At 71.1% G+C, this 22203-nt stretch carries 20 protein-coding genes; 14 read left to right on the forward strand and 6 right to left on the reverse strand.

Annotated features, from left to right (window positions below; translation table 11 throughout):
* The first annotated feature begins 75 nt into the window (after positions 1–75).
* The 4 genes from ACZ3KP_RS24115 to ACZ3KP_RS24130 all read left to right on the forward strand — a co-directional run bounded on the left by ACZ3KP_RS24115 (position 76) and on the right by ACZ3KP_RS24130 (position 4415).
* A complete protein-coding gene (locus tag ACZ3KP_RS24115; protein WP_467501668.1) occupies positions 76–1422 on the forward strand; it encodes an endo-1,4-beta-xylanase in 1347 nt (448 codons plus the stop codon).
* Between the two features lie 95 nt (positions 1423–1517).
* Positions 1518–2573: an LCP family protein gene (locus ACZ3KP_RS24120; RefSeq protein ID WP_467501669.1), complete on the forward strand. Its 1056-nt coding sequence runs from the start codon at positions 1518–1520 to the stop codon at positions 2571–2573.
* 173 nt (positions 2574–2746) lie between these two features.
* Positions 2747–3103 carry a YciI family protein gene (locus ACZ3KP_RS24125; protein WP_358981742.1) on the forward strand — a complete coding sequence of 119 codons (357 nt, stop codon included), beginning with the start codon at positions 2747–2749 and terminating at the stop codon, positions 3101–3103.
* A gap of 43 nt (positions 3104–3146) precedes the next feature.
* The gene (locus tag ACZ3KP_RS24130) at positions 3147–4415 is read left to right on the forward strand and encodes an RNA polymerase sigma factor (protein WP_467501670.1); all 1269 of its coding nucleotides are present in this window, start codon (positions 3147–3149) and stop codon (positions 4413–4415) included.
* 11 nt (positions 4416–4426) lie between these two features.
* Here the strand turns inward: ACZ3KP_RS24130 and ACZ3KP_RS24135 are convergent, their stop codons facing one another.
* A complete protein-coding gene (locus ACZ3KP_RS24135; RefSeq protein WP_467501671.1) occupies positions 4427–5632 on the reverse strand; it encodes a THUMP-like domain-containing protein in 1206 nt (401 codons plus the stop codon).
* A 90-nt stretch (positions 5633–5722) separates the two neighbouring features.
* On the opposite strand from ACZ3KP_RS24135, the gene ACZ3KP_RS24140 reads away from it, so the two are divergent.
* The 4 genes from ACZ3KP_RS24140 (at position 5723) to groL (ending at position 9730) form a co-directional block, all read left to right on the forward strand.
* A complete protein-coding gene (locus ACZ3KP_RS24140; RefSeq protein ID WP_358981739.1) occupies positions 5723–6643 on the forward strand; it encodes a polysaccharide deacetylase family protein in 921 nt (306 codons plus the stop codon).
* The gene (locus ACZ3KP_RS24145) at positions 6640–7443 is read left to right on the forward strand and encodes a polysaccharide deacetylase family protein (RefSeq protein ID WP_467501672.1); all 804 of its coding nucleotides are present in this window, start codon (positions 6640–6642) and stop codon (positions 7441–7443) included. Before ACZ3KP_RS24140 ends, ACZ3KP_RS24145 begins: the two co-directional genes overlap by 4 nt.
* Positions 7444–7658: 215 nt before the next feature.
* Positions 7659–7967 (forward strand): co-chaperone GroES, encoded by a 309-nt coding sequence (groES, locus tag ACZ3KP_RS24150; protein ID WP_004955293.1) that lies wholly within the window; start codon positions 7659–7661, stop codon positions 7965–7967.
* A 137-nt stretch (positions 7968–8104) separates the two neighbouring features.
* A complete protein-coding gene (groL, locus tag ACZ3KP_RS24155; protein WP_467501673.1) occupies positions 8105–9730 on the forward strand; it encodes a chaperonin GroEL in 1626 nt (541 codons plus the stop codon).
* 87 nt (positions 9731–9817) lie between these two features.
* On the opposite strand, the gene ACZ3KP_RS24160 is transcribed toward groL, so the two are convergent.
* From ACZ3KP_RS24160 to ACZ3KP_RS24170, 3 genes are all read right to left on the reverse strand, one after another.
* The gene (locus tag ACZ3KP_RS24160; protein WP_467501674.1) at positions 9818–10525 is read right to left on the reverse strand and encodes an ester cyclase; all 708 of its coding nucleotides are present in this window, start codon (positions 10523–10525) and stop codon (positions 9818–9820) included.
* Between the two features lie 69 nt (positions 10526–10594).
* Positions 10595–11368 carry an SDR family NAD(P)-dependent oxidoreductase gene (locus tag ACZ3KP_RS24165; protein WP_467501675.1) on the reverse strand — a complete coding sequence of 258 codons (774 nt, stop codon included), beginning with the start codon at positions 11366–11368 and terminating at the stop codon, positions 10595–10597.
* 97 nt (positions 11369–11465) lie between these two features.
* On the reverse strand, positions 11466–12134 hold the full coding sequence (locus tag ACZ3KP_RS24170; RefSeq protein WP_467501676.1) for an MOSC domain-containing protein: 669 nt from the start codon (positions 12132–12134) through the stop codon (positions 11466–11468).
* A 79-nt stretch (positions 12135–12213) separates the two neighbouring features.
* Between ACZ3KP_RS24170 and ACZ3KP_RS24175 the strand changes: the two genes are divergently transcribed.
* A complete protein-coding gene (locus ACZ3KP_RS24175; RefSeq protein ID WP_467501677.1) occupies positions 12214–13122 on the forward strand; it encodes a LysR family transcriptional regulator in 909 nt (302 codons plus the stop codon).
* Positions 13123–13216: 94 nt separating this feature from the next.
* Here the strand turns inward: ACZ3KP_RS24175 and ACZ3KP_RS24180 are convergent, their stop codons facing one another.
* Positions 13217–13546, reverse strand: coding sequence for a WhiB family transcriptional regulator (locus ACZ3KP_RS24180; RefSeq protein WP_467501678.1), 330 nt, complete (start codon positions 13544–13546; stop codon positions 13217–13219).
* 382 nt (positions 13547–13928) lie between these two features.
* On the opposite strand from ACZ3KP_RS24180, the gene ACZ3KP_RS24185 reads away from it, so the two are divergent.
* The 4 genes from ACZ3KP_RS24185 (at position 13929) to ACZ3KP_RS24200 (ending at position 18292) form a co-directional block, all read left to right on the forward strand.
* Positions 13929–14540, forward strand: a complete 612-nt coding sequence (locus tag ACZ3KP_RS24185; protein WP_003948568.1) for a response regulator transcription factor — start codon at positions 13929–13931, stop codon at positions 14538–14540.
* Positions 14541–14817: 277 nt separating this feature from the next.
* Complete coding sequence (locus ACZ3KP_RS24190; protein ID WP_046733110.1) at positions 14818–15405, forward strand: sigma-70 family RNA polymerase sigma factor; 588 nt, start codon at positions 14818–14820, stop codon at positions 15403–15405.
* Between the two features lie 154 nt (positions 15406–15559).
* Positions 15560–17062 (forward strand): IMP dehydrogenase, encoded by a 1503-nt coding sequence (gene guaB / locus ACZ3KP_RS24195; protein WP_132893017.1) that lies wholly within the window; start codon positions 15560–15562, stop codon positions 17060–17062.
* A gap of 105 nt (positions 17063–17167) precedes the next feature.
* A complete protein-coding gene (locus ACZ3KP_RS24200; protein WP_132893015.1) occupies positions 17168–18292 on the forward strand; it encodes a GuaB3 family IMP dehydrogenase-related protein in 1125 nt (374 codons plus the stop codon).
* A gap of 571 nt (positions 18293–18863) precedes the next feature.
* Here the strand turns inward: ACZ3KP_RS24200 and ACZ3KP_RS24205 are convergent.
* Positions 18864–20072, reverse strand: coding sequence for a nucleotide sugar dehydrogenase (locus ACZ3KP_RS24205; RefSeq protein WP_132893013.1), 1209 nt, complete (start codon positions 20070–20072; stop codon positions 18864–18866).
* A 292-nt stretch (positions 20073–20364) separates the two neighbouring features.
* On the opposite strand from ACZ3KP_RS24205, the gene ACZ3KP_RS24210 reads away from it, so the two are divergent.
* Positions 20365–22071: a glycerol-3-phosphate dehydrogenase/oxidase gene (locus tag ACZ3KP_RS24210; protein WP_467501679.1), complete on the forward strand. Its 1707-nt coding sequence runs from the start codon at positions 20365–20367 to the stop codon at positions 22069–22071.
* Positions 22072–22203: the final 132 nt, after the last annotated feature.

Consider the following 22203-nt stretch of genomic DNA (forward strand, 5'->3'; position numbering starts at 1 on the left):
GACGGGTGGTGCGAGCGCCCCCACACTCCTCCGAAGCCAATCGGTTGCACGACCGAAACTTTCGGAGGCTTCTGGATGAGATCTCTGAGAACAGGCTTCTCCCTGGCGGCACTCGTCACCGGCGCCGCCCTGCTGTTCACGGCGCCCGCGGCGCACGCCGCCGACACCCCGCTGCGCGACCTCGCGGCCGCCAAGGGCAGGCTGATCGGCACCGCGGTCACCGGCTCCAAGCTCACCGGTACCTACGGGGACCTCGCCGGCAGCCAGTTCAGCTCGCTGACCCCGGGCAACGCCATGAAGTGGGAGACGGTCGAGCCCGCCCAGGGCACCTTCAACTGGACCGAGGCGGACCAGATCGTCGCCTTCGCCCAGGCCCACCACCAGCAGGTGCGCGGCCACACCCTGGTCTGGCACAGCCAGAACCCCGGCTGGCTGACGAACGGCACCTGGACCTCCGCCCAGCTCGGCAGCCTGCTGCAGAACCACATCAGCACCGAGGTCGGCCGCTACAAGGGGAAGATCGCCGCCTGGGACGTCGTCAACGAGCCCTTCAACGAGGACGGCAGCTACCGGTCCTCGATCTGGTACAACGGCCTCGGCTCCGGCTACATCGCCAACGCCCTGACCTGGGCGCACGCGGCCGACCCGGCCGCCAAGCTGTACATCAACGACTACAACGTCGAGGGCGTCAACGCGAAGAGCACCGCCCTGTACAACCTGGTCAGGTCACTGAAGGCGGCGGGCGTCCCGATCGACGGGGTGGGCCTGCAGGCGCACCTGATCCTCGGCCAGGTGCCGGCCACGCTCCAGCAGAACATCCAGCGCTTCGCCGACCTGGGCGTCGACGTGGCGATCACCGAACTCGACGTCCGGATGACACTGCCCGCGGACAGCACAAAACTCGCCCAGCAGAAGGCCGACTTCACGTCGGTGGTGGCCGCGTGCGTGGCCGTGAGCCGCTGCGTCAACGTCACCGTGTGGGGCTTCGCCGACTCCGACTCCTGGGTGGACAGCACCTTCCCCGGGTACGGGGCGGCGACTCCGTACGACGCCAACTATGCGCCGAAACCTGCGTACTACGGCATCGCGGAGGCGCTCGGCGGGACCACGACCACACCGCCGCCGACGGGTGCCTGCACCGCCGCCTACAGCGTCGGCAGCCAGTGGAACAACGGGTTTACGGGCCAGGTGACCGTCTCCTGCTCGGGTGCCTCGCTGTCGTCCTGGAAGGTGAACTGGACCTTCGGCGCCGGACAGCAGATCACGCAGGCCTGGAACGCCACCTGCACCCAGTCGGGGGCGGCCGTGTCCTGTGCGAACGCCCCCTACAACGGGACCGTCGCGGACGGGAGTTCGGTGACCTTCGGGTTCAACGCGTCCTGGAGCGGCAGCAATCCCGTGCCCACGGTGACCCTTGGGTGAGCAGGGACTGAGAAGCGTGAGATTTTGCGAAGAAAACCTCTTCACCGCGCTTCCACTAACACTCCCCTAATAATTCGGACCTACGTTCCTGCCTTGTGACGGGACACGAGGAGCAGGGCGACGCGGTCAGACGGGTGGACCGGCGGTCGAGAACACTGAAGATCGTCGGTCTTACCCTGGCGGGCGTCATGACGCTCGGCATCGCGGCCGCGGGGTGGGTCTACGTGCACCTCAACGACAACATCAAGAGCGTCGACATCAACAGCGCGCTGGGGGACGACCGGCCGGCGAAGGCGGTCACCACACCGACGGCCGCCGCGTCCGGCGCCGCGTCACCGCTGCCCACCGGATCGGTGAACATCCTGGTGCTGGGCTCGGACTCGCGCAGCGGCAAGGAGAACGAGAAGCTCGGCGGGGGCAGCAGCTCGGGCGCCCGCTCCGACACCGCGATGGTGGTGCACATCGACGCCGGCCGGACCTCGGCCACCGTCGTCAGCATCCCGCGCGACACCCTGGTCACCCGTCCCTCCTGCCCGCTGTCCTCCGGCGGCTCGACGGCCGTCGCCCACGACTCGATGTTCAACAGCGCCTACTCGGTGGGCGGGGCGGTGTGCGCGGTCAAGACGGTCGAGTCGATCACCGGTGTCCGGATGGACCACTACCTGGAGATCGACTTCTCGGGCTTCGCGAAGCTGGTGGACGCGATCGGCGGGGTCACCGTCACCACCGACCAGGACATCGACGACGACGACAGTCACCTGCACCTGAAGAAGGGCACCCACCACCTCGACGGCACGACGGCCCTGGCGCTCGCCCGCACCCGGCACGGCATAGGCGACGGCAGCGACCTCGGCCGGATAGGCCTCCAGCAGAAACTGGTCAAGGCCCTCCTCGACCAGATGGCCTCCATCAGCCTCCTCGGCGACCCGGCCAGGCTCTACGAGGTCGCCGACGCCGTCACCGCGTCCCTCACCACCGACACCGGCCTGGACTCGCTGACCGAGCTGATGCGCCTCGGGCAGAGCCTGAAGGGGCTGACCTCCGCGCACGTCAGGACCGTGATGATGCCCGTGGTGACCGCGCCCTCCGACCCCAACCGGGTGATCGCGAAGGAGCCCGCGGCGAGCGAGCTGTGGGAGTCGTTGCGGTAAGGCCCGGGCGTGGCGGGCGTGGCGGGCGTGGCGGGCGGGGCCGGCGGGGCCGGCAGGGCCGGAAAAAAAATCCACGGGGAAATTTCCGTGGGCGTGTCGATCCGGGCGCCGGCCGTTCGACGCAAGGGTGAGAGGCAGGGAAACGCCCTGTCGCCCGACCCCGAGGAGTCACCATGCCCCGTTACCTGTCGCTCGTGCGGATCGACGAGAACTCCGCCCCCGCCGAGGGCCCCAGCCAGGAGCTGATGCAGCGGATGGGCGAGCTGATCGAGGAGATCACCAAGGCCGGCGTGATGCTGGACACCGCCGGGCTGACGCCCACCGCCGACGGCACCCGCGTCCGCTGGGAGGGCGGGAAGATCTCCGTCACCGATGGGCCGTTCACCGAGTCCAAGGAGGTCGTCGGCGGCTACGCGATCATGCAGTGCAAGGACAAGGCCGAGGCCCTGGAGTGGACCAAGCGGTTCCTGAAGGTCCACGAGGAGTTCTGGACGGTGACCTGCGAGGTGCGGGAGATCGCCGAGGGCTGACCGTCCTGGCGTCCGTCCGGCGGAGGGTGTTGCATGGGGGGCTGTGAGCACACAGCCCCCCGCCGAGGCCGACGCCCGCCACGCCATCGAGACCGTCTTCCGGCTGGAGTCGCCCCGCGTGATCGCGGGCGTGGCCCGGATCGTCCGGGACGTCGGCATCGCGGAGGAGCTGGCCCAGGACGCGCTCGTCGCCGCGCTGGAGCAGTGGCCCCGGGACGGCGTGCCCGACAACCCGGGCGCCTGGCTCATGGCCACCGCCCGCCACCGTGCCGTCGACCTGGTCCGGCGCCGCGAGAACTACGCCCGCAAGCTCGCGGAGATCGGCCGCGGGACGGAGACGGCCGTCCCGCCCGAGGAGCCCGCCGACCCGGACGACATCGACGACGACCTGCTCCGCCTGGTCTTCACCGCCTGCCACCCGGTGCTGTCGCCCGAGGCCCGCACCGCCCTCACCCTGCGCCTGCTGGGCGGCCTGAGCACGGCCGAGATCGCCCGCGCCTTCCTCGTCCCCGAGCCGACGGTCGCCCAGCGCGTCGTCCGCGCCAAGCGCACCCTGGCGACGAGGAACATCGCCTTCGAGGTGCCGTACGGACCCGACCGCGAGGCCCGGCTCGGCTCGGTCCTGGACGTCATCTACCTGATCTACAACGAGGGGTACGCGGCCACGGCGGGCGACGACTGGCTGCGCCCGTCGCTGTGCGAGGACGCGCTGCGGCTGGCCCGCGTGCTGTCCGGCCTGATGCCGAAGGAGCCGGAGGTGCACGCCCTGACCGCGCTCCTGGAGTTCCAGTCCTCCCGGGCCGCCGCGCGCACCGGACCCGACGGCGCGCCGGTCCTGCTCAGGGACCAGAACCGCCGCCGCTGGAACCGCATGCTCATCGCGCGCGGCATCCGGGCCCTGGCCCGCGCGGACGCCACGGCGACGGGCGCCCCCGGACCGTACGCCCTGCAGGCGGCCGTCGCGGCCTGCCACGCGCACGCGTACCGCTACGAGGAGACCGACTGGCCGGCCATCGCCACCCTGTACCGGCTGCTCGCCGCCCGGTCCCCGTCCCCGGTCGTCGAACTGAACCGGGCGGTGGCCGTGTCGATGGCGCAGGGACCGGAGCAGGCCCTCGCGATCGTGGACGCGCTGACGGCCGAGCCCGCCCTCCGCGACTACCACCTGCTGCCGAGCGTGCGCGGCGACCTGCTCGCCCGCCTCGGCCGCACGAGCGAGGCCCGCACGGAGTTCGAGCACGCGGCGGCCCTCGCCCACAACGAACGCGAACGCGAGCTGCTGCTGACCCGGGCCAGGGAGTGCGCTCCCTGACCCGACGTCGCTCAGGACGGCCCGGCTCCGGCGGCAGGGCGGGCGGGGGCGCCGACGAGCATGGTCGGGGCTCCCGCCACCCGGGTCAGGAACACGGTCGCGGCGTTGGGGCCCTGCGGCTTGACCTTCCTGCGCAGTTCCTCCGGCTCCACGGCCGACCCGCGCTTCTTCACGGTCAGGTTCCCGACCTCGCGCTCGCGCAGCAGGGCCCGCAGCTTCTTCACGTTGAAGGGCAGCACATCGGTGATCTCGTACGGCGTCGCGTAGGCGGTGGCGTGGAGGCCGTCGGCCGTGATGTACGCGATCGTCGGGTCGACCAGGCCGCCGTCCAGCTCCTCGGCGACCTCGGCGACCAGGTGGGCACGGATGACGGCGCCGTCGGGCTCGTACAGGTAGCGGCCGACGGGACGGACCTCGGGGTCGGGCAGCATGGTGTCGGGGGAGGCCCAGACGGCCGCTCCCGTCGGCAGCAGCGTCGCCCTGCGCGCTCCGGGGGTCACGCCCGCGCCGAACCACAGCACGGCCTCCTTGACGTCGCCCCCGTCGGAGACCCACTCGGCCTCCGCGTCCGCGGGGATCGCCTCGTGCGGAATGCCGGGTGCGATCTTCAGCGCGGCTCGCGGTGCCCCGCGGGCCGCCTCGACCGCCCAGGACAGCGGCGGTGAGTAGGCCTCCGGGTCGAAGACGCGGCCGCGGCCGCCGCGGCGGCCCGGGTCGACGAAGACGGCGTCGTGGCCGGCCGTGTCCACCTCCGTGACGTCGGCCTCCCGCACCTCGATCAGGTCCGCGAGCCCGAGCGCCTCGGCGTTGGCGCGGGCGGTGGCCGCCGTCACCGGGTCCCGGTCCACGGCGAGCACCCGGATCCCGGCGCGCGCCAGGGCGATCGCGTCGCCCCCGATCCCGCAGCACAGGTCGGCGACGGAACGGATGCCCGAGGCGCGGAAACACTCCGCCCGGTACGACGCGACACTCGCCCGCGTCGACTGCTCGACCCCGTTCGGGGTGAAGAACATGCGCTCCGCGTCCGCCTCCCCGAACTTGGCCGCCGCCCGCTGCCGCAGCCGGGCCTGCGCGAGCGCCGCCGACACCAGCTCGGCCGGGTGCCCGCGGCGCAACCGGGTGGCCACCGCGAGTTCGTCGGCGGGCGCGGTGCCGCGGACCTCGTCGAGGAGGGCGCGGCCCTCGGGGGTGAGGAGGGGGGAGAGGAGGTCGTTCACCGGGTCATTGTCGGCCAGTCGGTGGATGGTTCGCCTCCGACGGCGGTGTCTGCCCCGGTTCCGGGCGGGGGCCTGGAAGGATCCGACGCCATGCGAGCAGTCGTACAAAATGACAAAAATAGGTCGAAGAGGGGTGGGGGGCGGAGGAGCGCGGTGCTGCTCTCCGTACTCGCCCTCTGCGCCGGTGCCGTCGTGTGCGGCTGCGCCGGGACCGGGGAGAGCCCCGACGTCCGCCCCGCCGCCGGGCGGCAGGGCCACCGGGCGGCCCCCGCCCCCGCCCCCGACTCCCACGCAGCCCTGGTCGCCGCCGCCCGGCGCTGGGGCCTTGACGCGGTCCCGCTGCGGCCCCCGGCCCCGCCGACGCGCAAGCCGAGGATCACCGCTCGCGACGGATTCGAGGTGGACGGCCAGGTGGAGGACGACCTGCCGCCGGTCTTCACCACGATCCCGACCCGGCAGAAGGTCGTCTTCCTCACCATCGACGACGGCGCGAACAAGGACCCGGACTTCCTGCGGATGATGAGCGAGCTGAAGATCCCGTACTCGGCGTTCCTCAGCAACTACCTGGTCAAGGACGACTACGGGTTCTTCCGCACCATGCAGGCCGAGGGGCACACCCTCAACAACCACACCCTGACCCACCCCTACCTGCCCGGCCTGTCCTACGACGAGCAGAAGCACGAGATCTGCGGCATGCAGACGATCATGAAGAAGCAGTTCGGCAGGGCGCCGACGGTCTTCCGCCCGCCCTACGGCAACTACAACGGCGACACCCTGCGCGCCGCCAAGGCCTGCGGCATCAAGTACGCGCCGATCTGGGACGAGGAGGTGTTCGTCGACCACTGGGAGTACCGCGAGTGGGACCGCAGCCTGCACCCCGGCGACATCGTGCTGACCCACTTCCGGGGCCGGGACGACTGGGACGGCACGATGGTCGACGACATGCGCCGCTTTCTGAACAAGGTCACCCGTGACGGCTACGCGGTGGCGCGCCTGGAGGACTACCTGTGAGCCGACCGGGGGCGACGGCCGCGTTGCTGACCGCCGCCCTCCTCCTGGCGGCCTGTGCGCCGTCCGTCGACCCCATCGAACGGCTGGGCATGAAAGCGGCCGACCGGGTACGGCCGCACGGCCCGGCCGGCGCCCAGCCGTACCGCCGCTGGGGCCTGAGCGCACCGCTCTCCCCGGCCCCGCGCCCCCCGTCCCACCCGCTCTCCTTCCGGGCGGCCCTGCCCCCGGTCGTCGACCACGTCGCCACCGCCGACCGGGTCGTCTTCCTCACCTACGACGACGGCGCCGAGAAGGACCCCCGTTTCGTGGACATGGTCCGCGAACTGCGCCTCCCGGTCAGCCTGTTCCTCACGGACAGCGTGGTCGGCCCCGGCTACGGCCACTTCGCCCGCCTCCAGTCCGTCGGCGCCAGCGTCCAGAACCACACCCTCGACCACCCCGCCATGCCCGGCCTGCCCTACGCCGGCCAGCGCGCCGAGATCTGCGGCCAGCAGGAGAAGCTGAAGTCCCGCTTCGGCATCCGCCCCCGCCTCTTCCGCCCGCCCTACGGCACCTACGACCGCACCACCCTGCGCGCGGCGGCCGACTGCGGGGTGACGGCGGTGGTGCTGTGGCGGGCGGCGATGACCCCGGACGGCATCACCTACCGGAGCAAGGACAAGCAGCTGCGTCCCGGCGACATCGTCCTGGTGGGCCCGGACGAGGCCATGGGGCCGACCCTGAGGGAGCGCACGGCCCGGCTGCTGCGCCGGGTCCAGGCGAGCGGCCTGACCGTGGGGCGGCTGGAGGACTACCTCTGAAGGGTGCGAGACGTCGAATTTTCGACGCCGCGCCGGACGTAATTGGCACTCCGCTTGACCGAGTGCTAATCGCGGTCATAGTCTCGGCTCTGGCACTCGGCAGATGAGAGTGCCAACAACGCGACGGGCAGGTCCGGCACCCGCGACGACGGATCCACCTGGTCGCCACCTCAGACAGTTAACCCCGTGAGATCTCCGAAGGGGGAGGTCGGATCGTGACGACCGCCAGCTCCAAGGTTGCCATCAAGCCGCTTGAGGACCGCATCGTGGTCCAGCCGCTCGACGCCGAGCAGACCACGGCCTCCGGCCTGGTCATCCCGGACACCGCGAAGGAGAAGCCCCAGGAGGGCGCCGTCCTCGCCGTGGGCCCGGGCCGGTTCGAGAACGGCGAGCGCCTGCCGCTCGACGTCAAGGTCGGCGACGTCGTGCTCTACAGCAAGTACGGCGGCACCGAGGTGAAGTACAACGGCGACGAGTACCTCGTCCTCTCGGCTCGCGACGTGCTCGCGATCATCGAGAAGTAAGCCTGCGACTTACCACCTCAAGCACTCCGCTTGAATCCGTTTGAAGCTGCGCCCCTGGTTCCCGCGATCCTTTAAGAAGCCGGGCGCCCGGGGCGCAGTCTTGTTCACCCGAGAATTCCGAGAGGGCTCCCGCTGCCATGGCGAAGATCCTGAAGTTCGACGAGGACGCCCGTCGCGCCCTTGAGCGCGGCGTCAACAAGCTTGCCGACACGGTGAAGGTGACGATCGGCCCCAAGGGCCGCAACGTCGTCATCGACAAGAAGTTCGGCGCCCCCACCATCACCAACGACGGTGTCACGATCGCCCGCGAGGTCGAGATCGACGACCCGTACGAGAACCTCGGCGCGCAGCTGGTGAAGGAGGTGGCGACCAAGACCAACGACATCGCGGGTGACGGTACGACCACCGCCACCGTGCTGGCCCAGGCGCTGGTCCGCGAGGGCCTGAAGAACGTCGCCGCCGGTGCCTCCCCGGCCGCCCTGAAGAAGGGCATCGACGCCGCCGTCGCCGCCGTCTCCGAGGACCTGCTCGCGTCGGCCCGCCCGATCGACGAGAAGTCCGACATCGCCGCCGTCGCCGCGCTGTCCGCCCAGGACCAGCAGGTCGGCGAGCTCATCGCCGAGGCGATGGACAAGGTCGGCAAGGACGGTGTCATCACCGTCGAGGAGTCCAACACCTTCGGTCTGGAGCTGGACTTCACCGAGGGCATGGCCTTCGACAAGGGCTACCTGTCGCCGTACTTCGTGACGGACCAGGAGCGCATGGAGGCGGTCCTGGAGGACCCCTACATCCTCATCAACCAGGGCAAGATCTCCTCCATCGCGGACCTGCTGCCGCTGCTTGAGAAGGTCATCCAGGCCAACGCCTCGAAGCCGCTGCTGATCATCGCCGAGGACGTCGACGGCGAGGCCCTGTCCACCCTCGTGGTGAACAAGATCCGCGGCACCTTCAACGCGGTCGCGGTCAAGGCCCCCGGCTTCGGTGACCGCCGCAAGGCGATGCTGCAGGACCTGGCGATCCTCACCGGCGCCACGGTCATCTCCGAGGAGGTCGGCCTCAAGCTCGACCAGGTCGGCCTGGACGTGCTCGGCTCCGCCCGCCGCGTCACCGTCACCAAGGACGACACCACGGTCGTCGACGGCGCCGGCGACTCCGCCGCCGTCCAGGGCCGCGTGGCCCAGATCAAGGCCGAGATCGAGAACACCGACTCCGACTGGGACCGTGAGAAGCTCCAGGAGCGTCTCGCGAAGCTGGCCGGCGGCGTCTGCGTGATCAAGGTCGGCGCCGCCACCGAGGTGGAGCTGAAGGAGAAGAAGCACCGTCTGGAGGACGCCATCTCCGCGACCCGCGCCGCGGTCGAGGAGGGCATCGTCTCCGGTGGTGGCTCCGCGCTCGTCCACGCCGCGAAGGTGCTGGAGGACGGCCTCGGCAAGACGGGTGACGAGGCGACCGGTGTGGCCGTCGTCCGCCGCGCCGTTGTCGAGCCGCTGCGCTGGATCGCCGAGAACGCCGGCCTCGAGGGTTACGTCATCACCTCCAAGGTCGCCGAGCTCGAGAAGGGCCACGGCTTCAACGCCGCCACCGGCGAGTACGGCGACCTGGTCAAGGCCGGCGTCATCGACCCGGTCAAGGTCACCCGCTCCGCCCTGGAGAACGCCGCCTCTATCGCCTCCCTGCTCCTCACGACCGAGACCCTGGTCGTCGAGAAGAAGGAAGAGGAGGAGCCCGCGGCGGCCGGCCACTCCCACGGCCACGCCCACTGAGCACCGCCTCAGCGTCGCACGAAGCCCCCGTTCCCGGTCGTCCGCCGGGAGCGGGGGCTTCGCCCCTCGCGGGCTTTCACTGTGGGCTCAGTTCTCCAGCGCGTCCAGTGCTCCGAGCCGGCTCATCAGACCGAGCCGGTCGTACTGCCACCACCCCTCGGCGATCTTCCCGCCGGCGTCGAAGCGGTGGACCGTGGTGCCGGTCATGGCGATCCGCCGTCCGGTGTTCGGCAGTCCCAGGAACTCGCCCTTCTGCACCCCCGCCAGAATCCACCGGCTGCACACCCGGTCCCCCTGGGCGATCTGGTCCTCGATCAGGAATCTGAAGTCGAAGGCGTCCCGCCACACCCCGAGCTCGCGCCGCAGCGCGTCCATGCCGATGGTGTCCTGGTCGTCGGCCGGATCGTGACCGTGGTAGTTCTCCGCGACCAGGCCGTCCAGCGGAGCCAGCGGACCGGCCGCGGCGATCGTCTCGAAGAACCGCCGCGCGGTGTCGGCGTACATCCGCTCGTCACGCACCACGTCGAGATCGGTGAACCTCGGCATCTGGTCGCACAGCGCCAGCAGCTCGTGGAAGACCTTGTCGGTCTCCGGAAGCCGGGAGTTCCGCATCGCCTCCTCGTACGACGGGAACTCCACGATCTCGACGACGTGCGACGCGTCCGAGCGGTCCGTGCCGACCACCGCGTGCGTCGCCGTCCGCTTCCCTCTGGTCTGCTCGACCCATCGGTCCAACAGCCGGTCCAGCTCCTCGAACCGGCTGGTCCTGCACTCGATGACCTGCATGAACGTCATACCGCCGCCTCCGGCCCCCCTGGGTCCGGTACCGTCACGGCCATTTTCCCACCGCCCGGCCGTCCGCTCCTACTGCGGCCCGTACTTGCGACCCGTCTTCGAGCTGATGCCGCCCACCAGGCCGCGCGGGGCGATCTTCGCGAGGCCCGTCAGCACCTTGTAGCGGGGGTCCGGGATCGACAGCGTCCTGCCGCGGGCGAGGTCGGCGAGGGCCGCCGCGACCAGCTTGTCGGCGTCCAGCCACATCCAGCCGGGGATGTTGTCCGTGCCCATCCCGGCCCGCTCATGGAACTCCGTACGCACGAACCCGGGCGCCAGCGCCATCAGGCGCACCCCGGTCCCCGCCAGGTCGCGCGCCGCGCCCTGGGTGAACTGCACGACCCATGCCTTGGAGGCGCCGTACGTACCGCGCGGCACGAACGCGGCCACCGACGCCACGTTGACGACACCGCCGCGCCCGCGCTCGCGCATCGCCTCGGCCGCCGCCGACGTCAGCCGCAGCACCGCCTCGCAGTGCACCTTGAGCATGCGCAGTTCGTCGGCCATCGAGACGTCCAGGTACCGCCCCTTGTTGCCGAACCCGGCGTTGTTGACCAGCAGGTCGACCGGGTTCCTGCGGTCGCCGAGCCGGACGGCGACCGACTCGATGCCGGCGTCCTCGGCGAGGTCGGCGGTGAGCACCTCCGCCTCGATGCCGTGCCGGTCGTGCAGCTCGGTCGCCTGTTCGCGCAGTCGTTTGGTGTCCCGCGCCACCAGGACGAGGTTGTGCCCGTCCGCCGCCAGCCGCCGCGCGAACGCGGCACCGATCCCCGCGGTCGATCCCGTAATCAGAGCCGTTGTCATGGCCCAAGGGTAGTTACCCGGACCGCCGGGGTCCGCTGTGCGCACCAGCTCTCCCGAACGGTGAAGCGCCGGTGAACGCGCCGGGCGTGACGTCCTCTCAGCCGGCCTGCGCCGCGACGTACTTCCGGGCCCGTGCCAGCGCCTCCGGGTGCAGCGCCGCACCGGCCGCGAGCAGCCGCGGCAGCAGCTCCCGCTCGGTGGTGGTGGCCCGGAACTCCATCGCCGCCGTCACCCCGTGGTCCGGCAGATGCACGATCTCGATCGGGTCGCCGGCCCTGATCTCGCCCGGTTCGATCACCCGGAGGTAGGCACCGGTCGCACCCTTCCGCGTGAACCTCTTCACCCATCCCCGTTCGCCCAGGTGGCCCTGGAACGTGCGGCACGGGACGCGCCCGGAGGTGACCTCCAGGACGACCTCGGAGCCGATCCGCCAGCGTTCGCCGATCAGCGCGCCGGACACGTTCAGTCCGGCCGTCGTGAGGTTCTCACCGAAACAGCCGTTGCCCAGGGTGCGGCCGAGCTCCCGTGCCCAGTCGTCGAGGTCCTCGCGTGCGAACGCGTACACCGCCTGGTCGTCACCGCCGTGATGGCGCAGCTCGCACACCGCGTCCCCGGCCAGGCCGCTGCCCGCGACGCCCTTCGGTCCGGGCGCCGCCACCCGCACCGGCCCGTCCACGGGCCGCTTGTCGATGCCGGTCACGCCGTCCACCTGGTCCGTGTGCGGAGACGGCGTCGGACGGCCGAGGTTCACCGAGAGAAGCTGCATGCTCCGACGTTAAGGGACGCCCCTCAAAGTGTCGACGCGTTATCGGGGGCGATGCCCAAGACCGCCTTATGCTCGAAGGGTGATCGAAGCACGTCATCTCCGCGTCCTGCGCGCCGTCGCCACCACCGGTTCGTTCTCGGCGGCCGGCCGTGAGCTGGGCTGCACCCAGCCCGCCGTCAGCCAGCAGATGAAGGCCCTGGAGACCTCTGTCGGCACCCCGCTGCTGGTGCGCAACGGCCGCGAGATGCGCCTCACCCAGGCCGGCGAGGCCCTGGTGAGGCACGCCTCCGGGATCCTCGCCGGGCTCACCGCCGCCGAGGAGGAGGTCGCCGCGATCGCCGGTCTGCGGGCCGGCCGGGTGCGGCTGGTCTCCTTCCCGAGCGGCAGCTCCACCCTGGTCCCCACCGCCCTCGCCGCCCTGCGCGCCGCCCACCCCGGCACCCGGGTCTCGCTGGAGGAGGCCGAGCCCCCGAAGTCGGTGGACCTGCTGCGCGAGGGCGACTGCGACATCGCGCTGGCCTTCCGCTACGAGGGCGGGGCGGACGCGGGGGGTGCCGAGGAGTGGGCCGACCTGGTGGTGCGGCCGCTGCTCGTGGACCGTCTCGTCGGCCTGGTCCCCGAGGGGCACCGGCTCGCCCGCGCGGAGTCCGTCGCCCTCGGGGAGCTCGCCGACGAGTCATGGATCGCGGGCTGCCCGCGCTGCCGGGGTCAGCTCGTCCAGGCGTGCGAGAGCGCGGGCTTCACCCCGCGGATCGATTTCGCCACCGACGACTACCCGGCCGTGGTCGGCCTGGTGGGCGCGGGTCTCGGCGTGGCGGTGCTGCCCCGGCTGGCGATCGAGTCGGTACGGCCGAGGGGAGCGCGCACGGTGGCGCTGGAGCCGGCGGTGCGGCGGGAGATCGTCGCTCTCACCCTGCCCGACCTGGCACAGGTACCGGCGGTGGCGGCGACGCTGGAGCAACTGGGCCGGGCGGCCCGGCGGGCGTGAGGGTCTGCGCCGGGCGCGCGTCTGTGCCCGGTCCGGAGAAGATCGTCAAGCTGCGTCAGTACAACGGATCTCAAGCTGTTGAAGAAACGTTCTTTCAATGGTCCGAGGCGGGGTCGCCGCTGGTCGTCGAGGCCGACACCAGCCTGGTGCGCGCCCGCCCCATGAGCTCTTCGCGCTCGTCCTCGGTCAGGCCGCCCCACACGCCGTACGGTTCGCGGACCGCCAGTGCGTGCGCCGCGCACTCGGCGCGGACCGGGCACCTCATGCAGACCTCCTTGGCCGAGTTCTCACGGGCACTCCGAGCCGCCCCGCGCTCGCCCTCGGGATGGAAGAAGAGCGAGCTGTCGACCCCGCGGCAGGCGGCCAGGAGCTGCCAGTCCCACAGGTCCGCGTTCGGTCCGGGAAGGCGGGAGAAATCTGCCATTACGTGACCCCTTGTAGCCGTTCTGGGCGGATACGGTGCCAACCGACCGTACATCTCCGGTCTAGAGAGATGAAAATATGACTCATTGGCAATCTAGCTCCAGACACTGTGAAACAGGAAGAAAAAGGTCTAAATGGGGCATTAGTTGTGATGAAAAGTTGAGGGTCTGACGTCCATGTCTCCACCGTGTCCGCGCCCTCACGTAGAGTGCCGAAGACAGCACGCGGCCCCGTAACTCTTTCGAGTGACCGTCGTTGAGAGGGCGGTGGCGGTTGAAGCAACCAGTGCTCGGGCAGGCGTCCGAGACGTTCGACCGCACAGGTGACGATTCCGTACCAGCCTGGAGGCTCAAGGTGACGCGCATCAGCTGCGGAGGGCGGTCATGACATCCGTCCTCGTCTGCGACGACTCCCCGCTTGCCCGAGAGGCGCTGCGCCGCGCGGTCGCGACCGTGCCCGGCGTCGAGCGCGTGACGACGGCTGCCAACGGCGAGGAAGTCCTCCGCCGCTGGGGCGCCGACCGCTCCGACCTGATCCTGATGGACGTGCGCATGCCCGGACTGGGCGGCGTCGAGACCGTGCGCCGGCTGCTGTCCGCCGACCCCGGCGCCCGCATCATCATGCTCACGGTCGCCGAGGACCTGGACGGGGTGGCCCTGGCCGTCGCCGCCGGTGCCCGCGGCTACCTGCACAAGGACGCCTCGCGCGCGGAACTGCGCGCGACCGTCACGCAGGCGCTCGCCGACCCCACCTGGCGGCTGGCGCCCCGGCGCCTGCGCTCGGCCGAGATGGGCGCCGCGCCCACCCTCACCGCACGGGAGATCCAGGTCCTGGAGGGCATGAGCCACGGCCGCTCCAACGCCGAGATCGGCCGTGAGCTGTTCCTCTCCGAGGACACGGTCAAGACGCACGCCCGGCGCCTGTTCAAGAAGCTCGGCGCCTCCGACCGTGCCCACGCGGTGGCCCTCGGCTTCCGTTGGGGCCTGGTCCGTTGATACCGCGCTGAGCTGCGCCGCAGCGGGACCGCGCACCGACCGGACGCTCCCGCCTACCGCATGGTGGGCGGGGTCCGCAAGACGGATCGGCGCAGTGCCGCTGCTCGTTTCGGCGCGGATGCCGCATCCTTGAGGTGTGGAGTCTCTCGGGGACGAGTCGTTCGAGCGGAAGGGGAGGGCGCAGGAGATGAGTTCCGGCGCACCTGCTCATAACGCTTCGGTGCACAACGACGGACGCGGTGCCACCCAGCCGGAGGCAGCAGGGCACCATGGTCCGATGCGCGAGGACGAGGCAGTCACTGCCATGGGGACGATCGGTGCTCTCGTCCACCGCGCCGTAGACGGGGACGAGCAGGCCACGCACGACCTGCTCGCCCATGTCCACCCACTCGCGCTGCGCTACTGCCGCACCCGCCTGTCCCGCCTGCCCGGCGACGCCCGGCACTTCGTCGAGGACCTCGCGCAGGAAGTGTGCGTGGCGGTCCTCCTGGCCCTGCCCCGCTACCGCGACACCGGCCGCCCCTTCGAGGCCTTCGTCTTCGCCATCGCCTCCCACAAGGTCGCCGACCTGCAGCGGGCCGCTATGCGCCATCCGGGCTCCACCGCCGTCCCCTCCGACGAGATGCCCGAACGCCCCGACGACTCCCTCGGCCCCGAGGAGCGCGCGCTGCTCAGCAGCGACGCCGAATGGGCCAAGAAACTCCTGGCCAACCTCCCCGAGAACCAGCGCGAACTGTTGCTGCTGCGCATCGCGGTCGGCCTGACCGCGGAGGAGACGGGTCAGATGTTGGGAATGTCACCGGGCGCGGTCCGCGTCGCCCAGCACCGCGCGCTCAGCCGGCTGCGGGCACTGGCGGAGCAGTAGCCGAACGGGTTCAGCCACCCCCGATGAACAGGCGCACGCCCGTTTCCGTACGAACATACGAAGCCCTGGGCTGAGTCGTACCGTGGAATTTGGGGCCCCCGCTTCCCGTTAGCATGGGCATCCGCACCGTTCAAGGCCATTTGGGGAAGGTGTCATGACTGCAAACGTCGACGGAGTGCCCGGAAAATTCGCGACACTCGGGCTGACCTACGACGACGTGCTGCTGCTGCCGGGCGCATCAGAGGTGCTCCCCAACGCGGTCGACACCTCGTCCCGCATCTCACGCAACGTCCGGGTCAACATCCCGCTGCTGTCGGCGGCCATGGACAAGGTGACCGAGTCCCGCATGGCGATCGCCATGGCCCGGCTCGGCGGCGTGGGCGTGCTGCACCGCAACCTCTCCGTCGAGGACCAGGTCAACCAGGTCGACCTGGTCAAGCGGTCCGAGTCCGGGATGGTCACCGACCCCATCACGGTGCGTCCGGAGGCCACCCTCGCCGAGGCCGACGCCCTGTGCGCCAAGTTCCGCATCAGCGGTGTGCCGGTCACCGACCCGGCGGGCAAGCTGCTCGGCATCGTCACCAACCGCGACATGGCCTTCGAGTCCGACCGCAGCCGTCAGGTGCACGAGGTCATGACCCCCATGCCGCTGGTCACCGGCAAGGTCGGCATCTCCGGCACCGAGGCCATGCAGCTGCTGCGCAAGCACAAGATCGAGAAGCTGCCGCTGGTCGACGACTCCGGTGTCCTCAAGGGCCTGATCACGGTCAAGGACTTCGTCAAGGCCGAGAAGTACCCGAACGCCGCCAAGGACGCCGAGGGCCGCCTCCTCGTCGGCGCCGCCGTCGGCGCCAGCCCCGAGGCCCTGGAGCGGGCCCAGGCGCTCGCCGAGGCCGGCGTGGACTTCCTGGTCGTCGACACCTCGCACGGCCACAACAGCAACGCCCTCAGCTGGATGGCGAAGATCAAGTCGAGCGTGGGCGTCGACGTGATCGGCGGCAACGTCGCCACCCGCGACGGCGCGCAGGCGCTGATCGACGCCGGTGTCGACGGCATCAAGGTCGGCGTGGGCCCCGGCTCGATCTGCACCACCCGCGTGGTCGCCGGCATCGGCGTCCCGCAGGTCACCGCCATCTACGAGGCCTCGCTCGCCGCCCGCCCGGCCGGCATCCCGCTCATCGGTGACGGCGGCCTGCAGTACTCGGGCGACATCGGCAAGGCCCTCGCGGCCGGCGCCGACACCGTGATGCTCGGCAGCCTGCTCGCCGGCTGCGAGGAGTCGCCCGGCGAGCTGCTCTTCATCAACGGCAAGCAGTTCAAGTCGTACCGCGGCATGGGCTCGCTGGGCGCCATGCAGTCGCGCGGCCAGGGCCGGTCGTACTCGAAGGACCGCTACTTCCAGGCCGAGGTCTCCTCCGACGACAAGCTCGTCCCCGAGGGCGTCGAGGGCCAGGTGCCCTACCGCGGCCCGCTGGCCAACGTGCTGCACCAGCTCGTCGGCGGTCTGCGCCAGACCATGGGCTACGTGGGCGCGGCCACCGTCGACGAGATGGAGTCCAAGGGCCGCTTCGTCCGCATCACCTCCGCGGGCCTCAAGGAGAGCCACCCGCACGACATCCAGATGACGGTCGAGGCGCCGAACTACAGCAGCAAGTAGACGTCAGGCGTACCAGGGGCGGTCCCGGAGGCATCCGGGGCCGCCCTCGCCGTGCCCGTCGGCGATACTGGAAGACGCTGAAACGCAGAGGGAAAGGCCACAGACGTGACTGAGATCGAGATCGGGCGCGGCAAGCGCGGCCGCCGGGCGTACGCCTTCGACGACATCGCCGTCGTCCCCAGCCGCCGTACGCGGGACCCGAAGGAGGTCTCGATCGCCTGGCAGATCGACGCCTACCGCTTCGAGCTGCCGTTCCTGGCCGCCCCCATGGACTCGGTCGTCTCCCCGGCCACCGCGATCCGCATCGGTGAGCTCGGCGGACTGGGCGTCCTCAACCTCGAAGGCCTGTGGACCCGGCACGAGGACCCGCAGCCGCTGCTCGACGAGATCATCGGGCTGGACGCCGACACCGCCACCCGCCGTCTCCAGGAGATCTACTCCGCCCCCATCAAGGAGGAGCTGATCGGCGCGCGCATCAAGGAGGTGCGCGACTCCGGTGTGGTCACGGCGGCCGCGCTCTCCCCGCAGCGCACCGCGCAGTTCTCCAAGGCGGTCGTGGACGCGGGCGTGGACATCTTCGTCATCCGCGGTACGACGGTCTCCGCGGAGCACGTCTCGTCCTCGCACGAGCCGCTGAACCTGAAGCAGTTCATCTACGAGCTCGACGTCCCGGTGATCGTCGGCGGCTGCGCCACGTACACGGCGGCCCTGCACCTGATGCGCACGGGCGCGGCCGGTGTCCTGGTCGGCTTCGGCGGCGGCGCGGCCCACACCACCCGCAACGTGCTCGGCATCCAGGTCCCCATGGCCACCGCGGTCGCCGACGTGGCCGCGGCCCGCCGCGACTACATGGACGAGTCCGGCGGCCGCTACGTCCACGTCATCGCCGACGGCGGGGTCGGCTGGTCCGGCGACCTCCCCAAGGCGATCGCCTGCGGCGCCGACTCGGTCATGATGGGCTCCCCGCTGGCCCGCGCGACCGACGGCCCCGGCAAGGGGCACCACTGGGGCATGGAGGCCGTGAACGAGGAGCTGCCGCGCGGCAAGAAGGTCGACCTCGGCACGGTCGGCACCCTCGAGGAGATCCTCACCGGCCCGTCCCACACCCCCGACGGCTCGATGAACCTCTTCGGCGCCCTGCGCCGCGCGATGGCCACCACCGGCTACAGCGAGCTGAAGGAGTTCCAGCGCGTCGAGGTGACGGTGGCGGACTCCCAGCACAAGCGGTAGCCCCCCGACAAGCAAAGGCCGGTCCCCCCAAACGGGCGGCCGGCCTTTCGCATACCCGGGCGAGCTGGTGGGGGCGCGTTCGGCGGGGGAGGGGCGTGCGGTTGCGTTCGGGGCGAATGTGCGCTGAACGGGCTTTGCAGGGCGGTTATGTCCGTGATCGGCGACCCGTTCTCTGGGGCGCCCCCTTCCAAGGAAATGGTTCCGGACCCCGGCCCTCGGGGCCCGGCCCGAGTTCCAGGCGGACCGCCGACCGGGTCTATGGGCGGCATCGTGGAAGGGGGCGCGCCCATGGGCCGTCACCGCAAGTCCACCCGCTGGGATCGACTCCGGCTTCGGCTGGTCACGTTCCGGAGGAGGTGTGTCTTGTGGTGCTTCGGGAAGTGAGCGGCCCGCCCCCAAGAGGACCAGGGGCGGACACCCGCTTACTTTCCAGGAGCCCGTCGCAGTACCCGCTGCGGTGGGCTCCACCTCTTTTGTACGGTACCGGATCTGACGTTCAGAGGCCCAGCACCTGTGAGCGGTCGCCGGGCCGCAGCCATCCGTGCGCCCCCCTTCGCACCTCGCGCGCCGGTCAGAGGCGGTGGGCTGCGCCTGTCGGGGTGGCGCCTCGGGTGTCCAGGAGCAGCTGGGCCTTCACGGACAGGCCCTGGAGGTCGTAGGTGCGGTGCTGCTGCACCAGGATGGTCAGGTCGGCGTCGGCGGCGGCCTCGTAGAGGGAGTCCGCGCGGGGGACCGGGCGGTTCAGGACGTTCCAGGACGCGATGTGCGGGTCGTGGTAGCTGACGGACGCGCCGAGTTCCATGAGGCGGATCGCGATCTCCTGGGCGGGGGTGTCCTGCTGGTCGGCGAGGTCCGCCTTGTAGGTGACGCCGAGCAGCAGCACGCGCGCGCCGCGGGCCGACTTGCCGTGCTCGTTGAGGAGGGCGGCGGCCCGCTGGACGACGTAACCGGGCATCCGGTTGTTGACCTGCTGGGCCAGCTCCACCATGCGCAGGCCGCGGCTCGCGAGGCCGGACATGTCCAGCGCGACGCCGTGGCCGCCGACGCCGGGGCCGGGGCGGAAGGCCTGGAAGCCGAACGGCTTGGTCTCCGCGCAGCGGATGACGTCCCACAGGTCGACGCCCAGGTCGTGGCAGAGGACCGCCATCTCGTTGACGAGGGCGATGTTGACGTGCCGGAAGTTGGTCTCCAGGAGGTGCACGGTCTCTGCCTCGCGCGGGCCGCGCGCGCGTACCACCTTGTCGGTGAGCCGCCCGTAGAACGTGGCCGCCGACTCCATGCACGCGGGCGTGAGGCCGCCGATGACCTTCGGGGTGTTGGCCGGGGTGAACTCGCGGTTGCCGGGGTCCACCCGGCTGGGGGAGTAGGCGAGATGGAAGTCGCGCCCCGCGCGCAGACCCGAGCCCTTCTCCAGCAGGGGCCGCAGGAAGTCCTCCGTCGTCCCCGGGTGGACCGGCGACTCCAGGATCACCGTCGTGTGCGGCCGCAGCCGGGCGGCCAGCGTGCGGGCGGCGGTCTCCACCTGGCCCAGGTCGAGCCCGCCGTCGGCGCCGCGCGGCGTCGGCGCGCAGATCACGGCCGTGCGCACCCGCCCCAGCTCGGCCGGGTCCTCGGCTGTCCGGAAGCCCCCCGAGAGCATCCGGCGCAGCTCGGCCGGGCTGAGCGAGCCGGCCTCGGGGCCGGTGGCGTAGCCGATCGTGGAGACGCCGGCGGCCACGGCGGCCTGGGCGAGGGGCAGGCCGTAGGGACCGAGTCCGATGACGGCGAGGTCTGCGGGCATGGCGTGTGGGCCGTCCTTCCCAATAACCGAAGCGGGACAGGTGCGCAAGCCCTGTGGGCAGGATGAGCGGAGCGCAATGTCAGACTAGGAGTAAATATGACCGTTATGTGGGATTGTGTTCATGTGTCTTCCGTGGGTTCGGTGACGGTTGTCCACAGGCTGGGGGTGAGTGGTGGCTGAAGTCGGGCAACCCGGTCAGAATCTGGGCATGGGCTTCGCCGGCCGGGTGCGGCCCGCGCGACCGATGACCGGTGACGAGCGATGACCGATGGCGGCAGAGCGGGAGGCAGCGGTGAGGACAGCGACACTGGGGCCCGAGCAGCGCGCGGAGTCCTTGGCGGCCATGGCCGAACGCGGGCTGGACGTGCTGGTGGTGGGCGGCGGAGTGGTCGGCGCGGGCACCGCGCTGGACGCGGTGACTCGGGGCCTGAACACCGGCATCGTCGAGGCCCGTGACTGGGCCTCCGGCACCTCCAGCAGGTCGAGCAAGCTGATCCACGGCGGCCTGCGCTATCTGGAGATGCTCGACTTCGCCCTGGTCCGCGAGGCCCTCAAGGAGCGCGGCCTGCTGCTGGAGCGCCTCGCCCCGCACCTGGTCAAACCGGTGCCGTTCCTCTATCCCCTCCAGCACCAGGGCTGGGAGCGTCTGTACGCGGGTTCGGGCGTCGCGCTCTACGACGCGATGTCCATGGCCCGCGGGCACGGCCGGGGCCTGCCCGCCCACCGTCACCTGACCCGCGGTCAGGCCCTGCGCGTCGCCCCCGCGCTGCGCAAGGACGCCCTGGTCGGCGCGATCCAGTACTACGACGCGCAGGTGGACGACGCCCGCTACGTGGCCGCCCTGGTGCGCACCGCGGTGTCCTACGGCGCGAAGGCCGCCAACCGTGCCCGCGTGACCGGGTTCCTGCGCGAGGGCGAGCGCGTCGTCGGGGCGCGCGTGCAGGACGTGGAGGGCGGCGGGGAGTACGAGATCCGTGCCCAGCAGGTCGTCAACGCGACCGGGGTGTGGACCGACGACACGCAGGGGCTGATCGGCGAGCGCGGCCAGTTCCACGTCCGCGCCTCCAAGGGCATCCACCTGGTCGTCCCGCGCGACCGCATCCACTCCACGACCGGCCTGATCCTGCGCACCGAGAAGTCGGTGCTGTTCGTCATCCCCTGGGGCCGGCACTGGATCGTCGGCACCACCGACACCGACTGGAACCTCGACAAGGCCCACCCGGCCGCCTCCAGCGCCGACATCGACTACCTGCTCGACCACGTCAACTCGGTCCTGGCGGTGCCGCTGACCCGCGACGACGTCCAGGGTGTCTACGCGGGTCTGCGCCCGCTGCTGGCCGGCGAGTCCGACGCCACCAGCAAGCTGTCGCGCGAGCACACGGTCGCGCACCCGGTGCCGGGCCTCGTGGTCGTGGCCGGCGGCAAGTACACGACGTACCGAGTGATGGCCAAGGACGCCGTCGACGAGGCCGTGCACGGGCTCGACATGCGGGTCGCCCCGTGCGTCACCGAGGACGTCCCGCTGATCGGCGCCGAGGGGTACCGGGCGATGTGGAACGCGCGGGCCCGGACGGCCGCCCGCACCGGCCTGCACGTGGTGCGCGTCGAGCACCTGCTCAACCGGTACGGCTCGTTCGCGGAGGAGATCCTCGACCTCGTCGCCGCGGACCCGCGCCTCGGTGAGCCGATGCCGGCCGCCGACGACTACCTGCGCGCCGAGATCGTCTACGCGGCCTCCCACGAGGGCGCCCGCCACCTCGACGACGTACTGACCCGCCGCACCCGCATCTCCATCGAGACCTTCGACCGCGGCACCCGCAGCGCCCGCGAGGCGGCCGAGCTGATGGCACCGGTCCTCGGCTGGGACAGGGGCCAGATAGAGCGGGAGGTCGAGCACTACGAGAAGCGGGTGGAGGCGGAACGCGAGTCCCAGCTCCAGCCCGACGACCAGACGGCGGACGCGGCGCGGCTGGGAGCGCCGGACATCGTGCCGTTGTAGGGCAGGGGCGGTTTGGGCGGCGGTGTCCCCAGCGGCGGCCCCCGGTCCCGCCCGATGCACGGTCAGGGGGCCCCTGGGCGTTGGGCACTTGTCGGGTGAGGGACAATGGAGGCTCTGTCAGGGCGGGTTGCA

It is taken from the genome of Streptomyces sp. NPDC020958 (assembly GCF_055562175.1).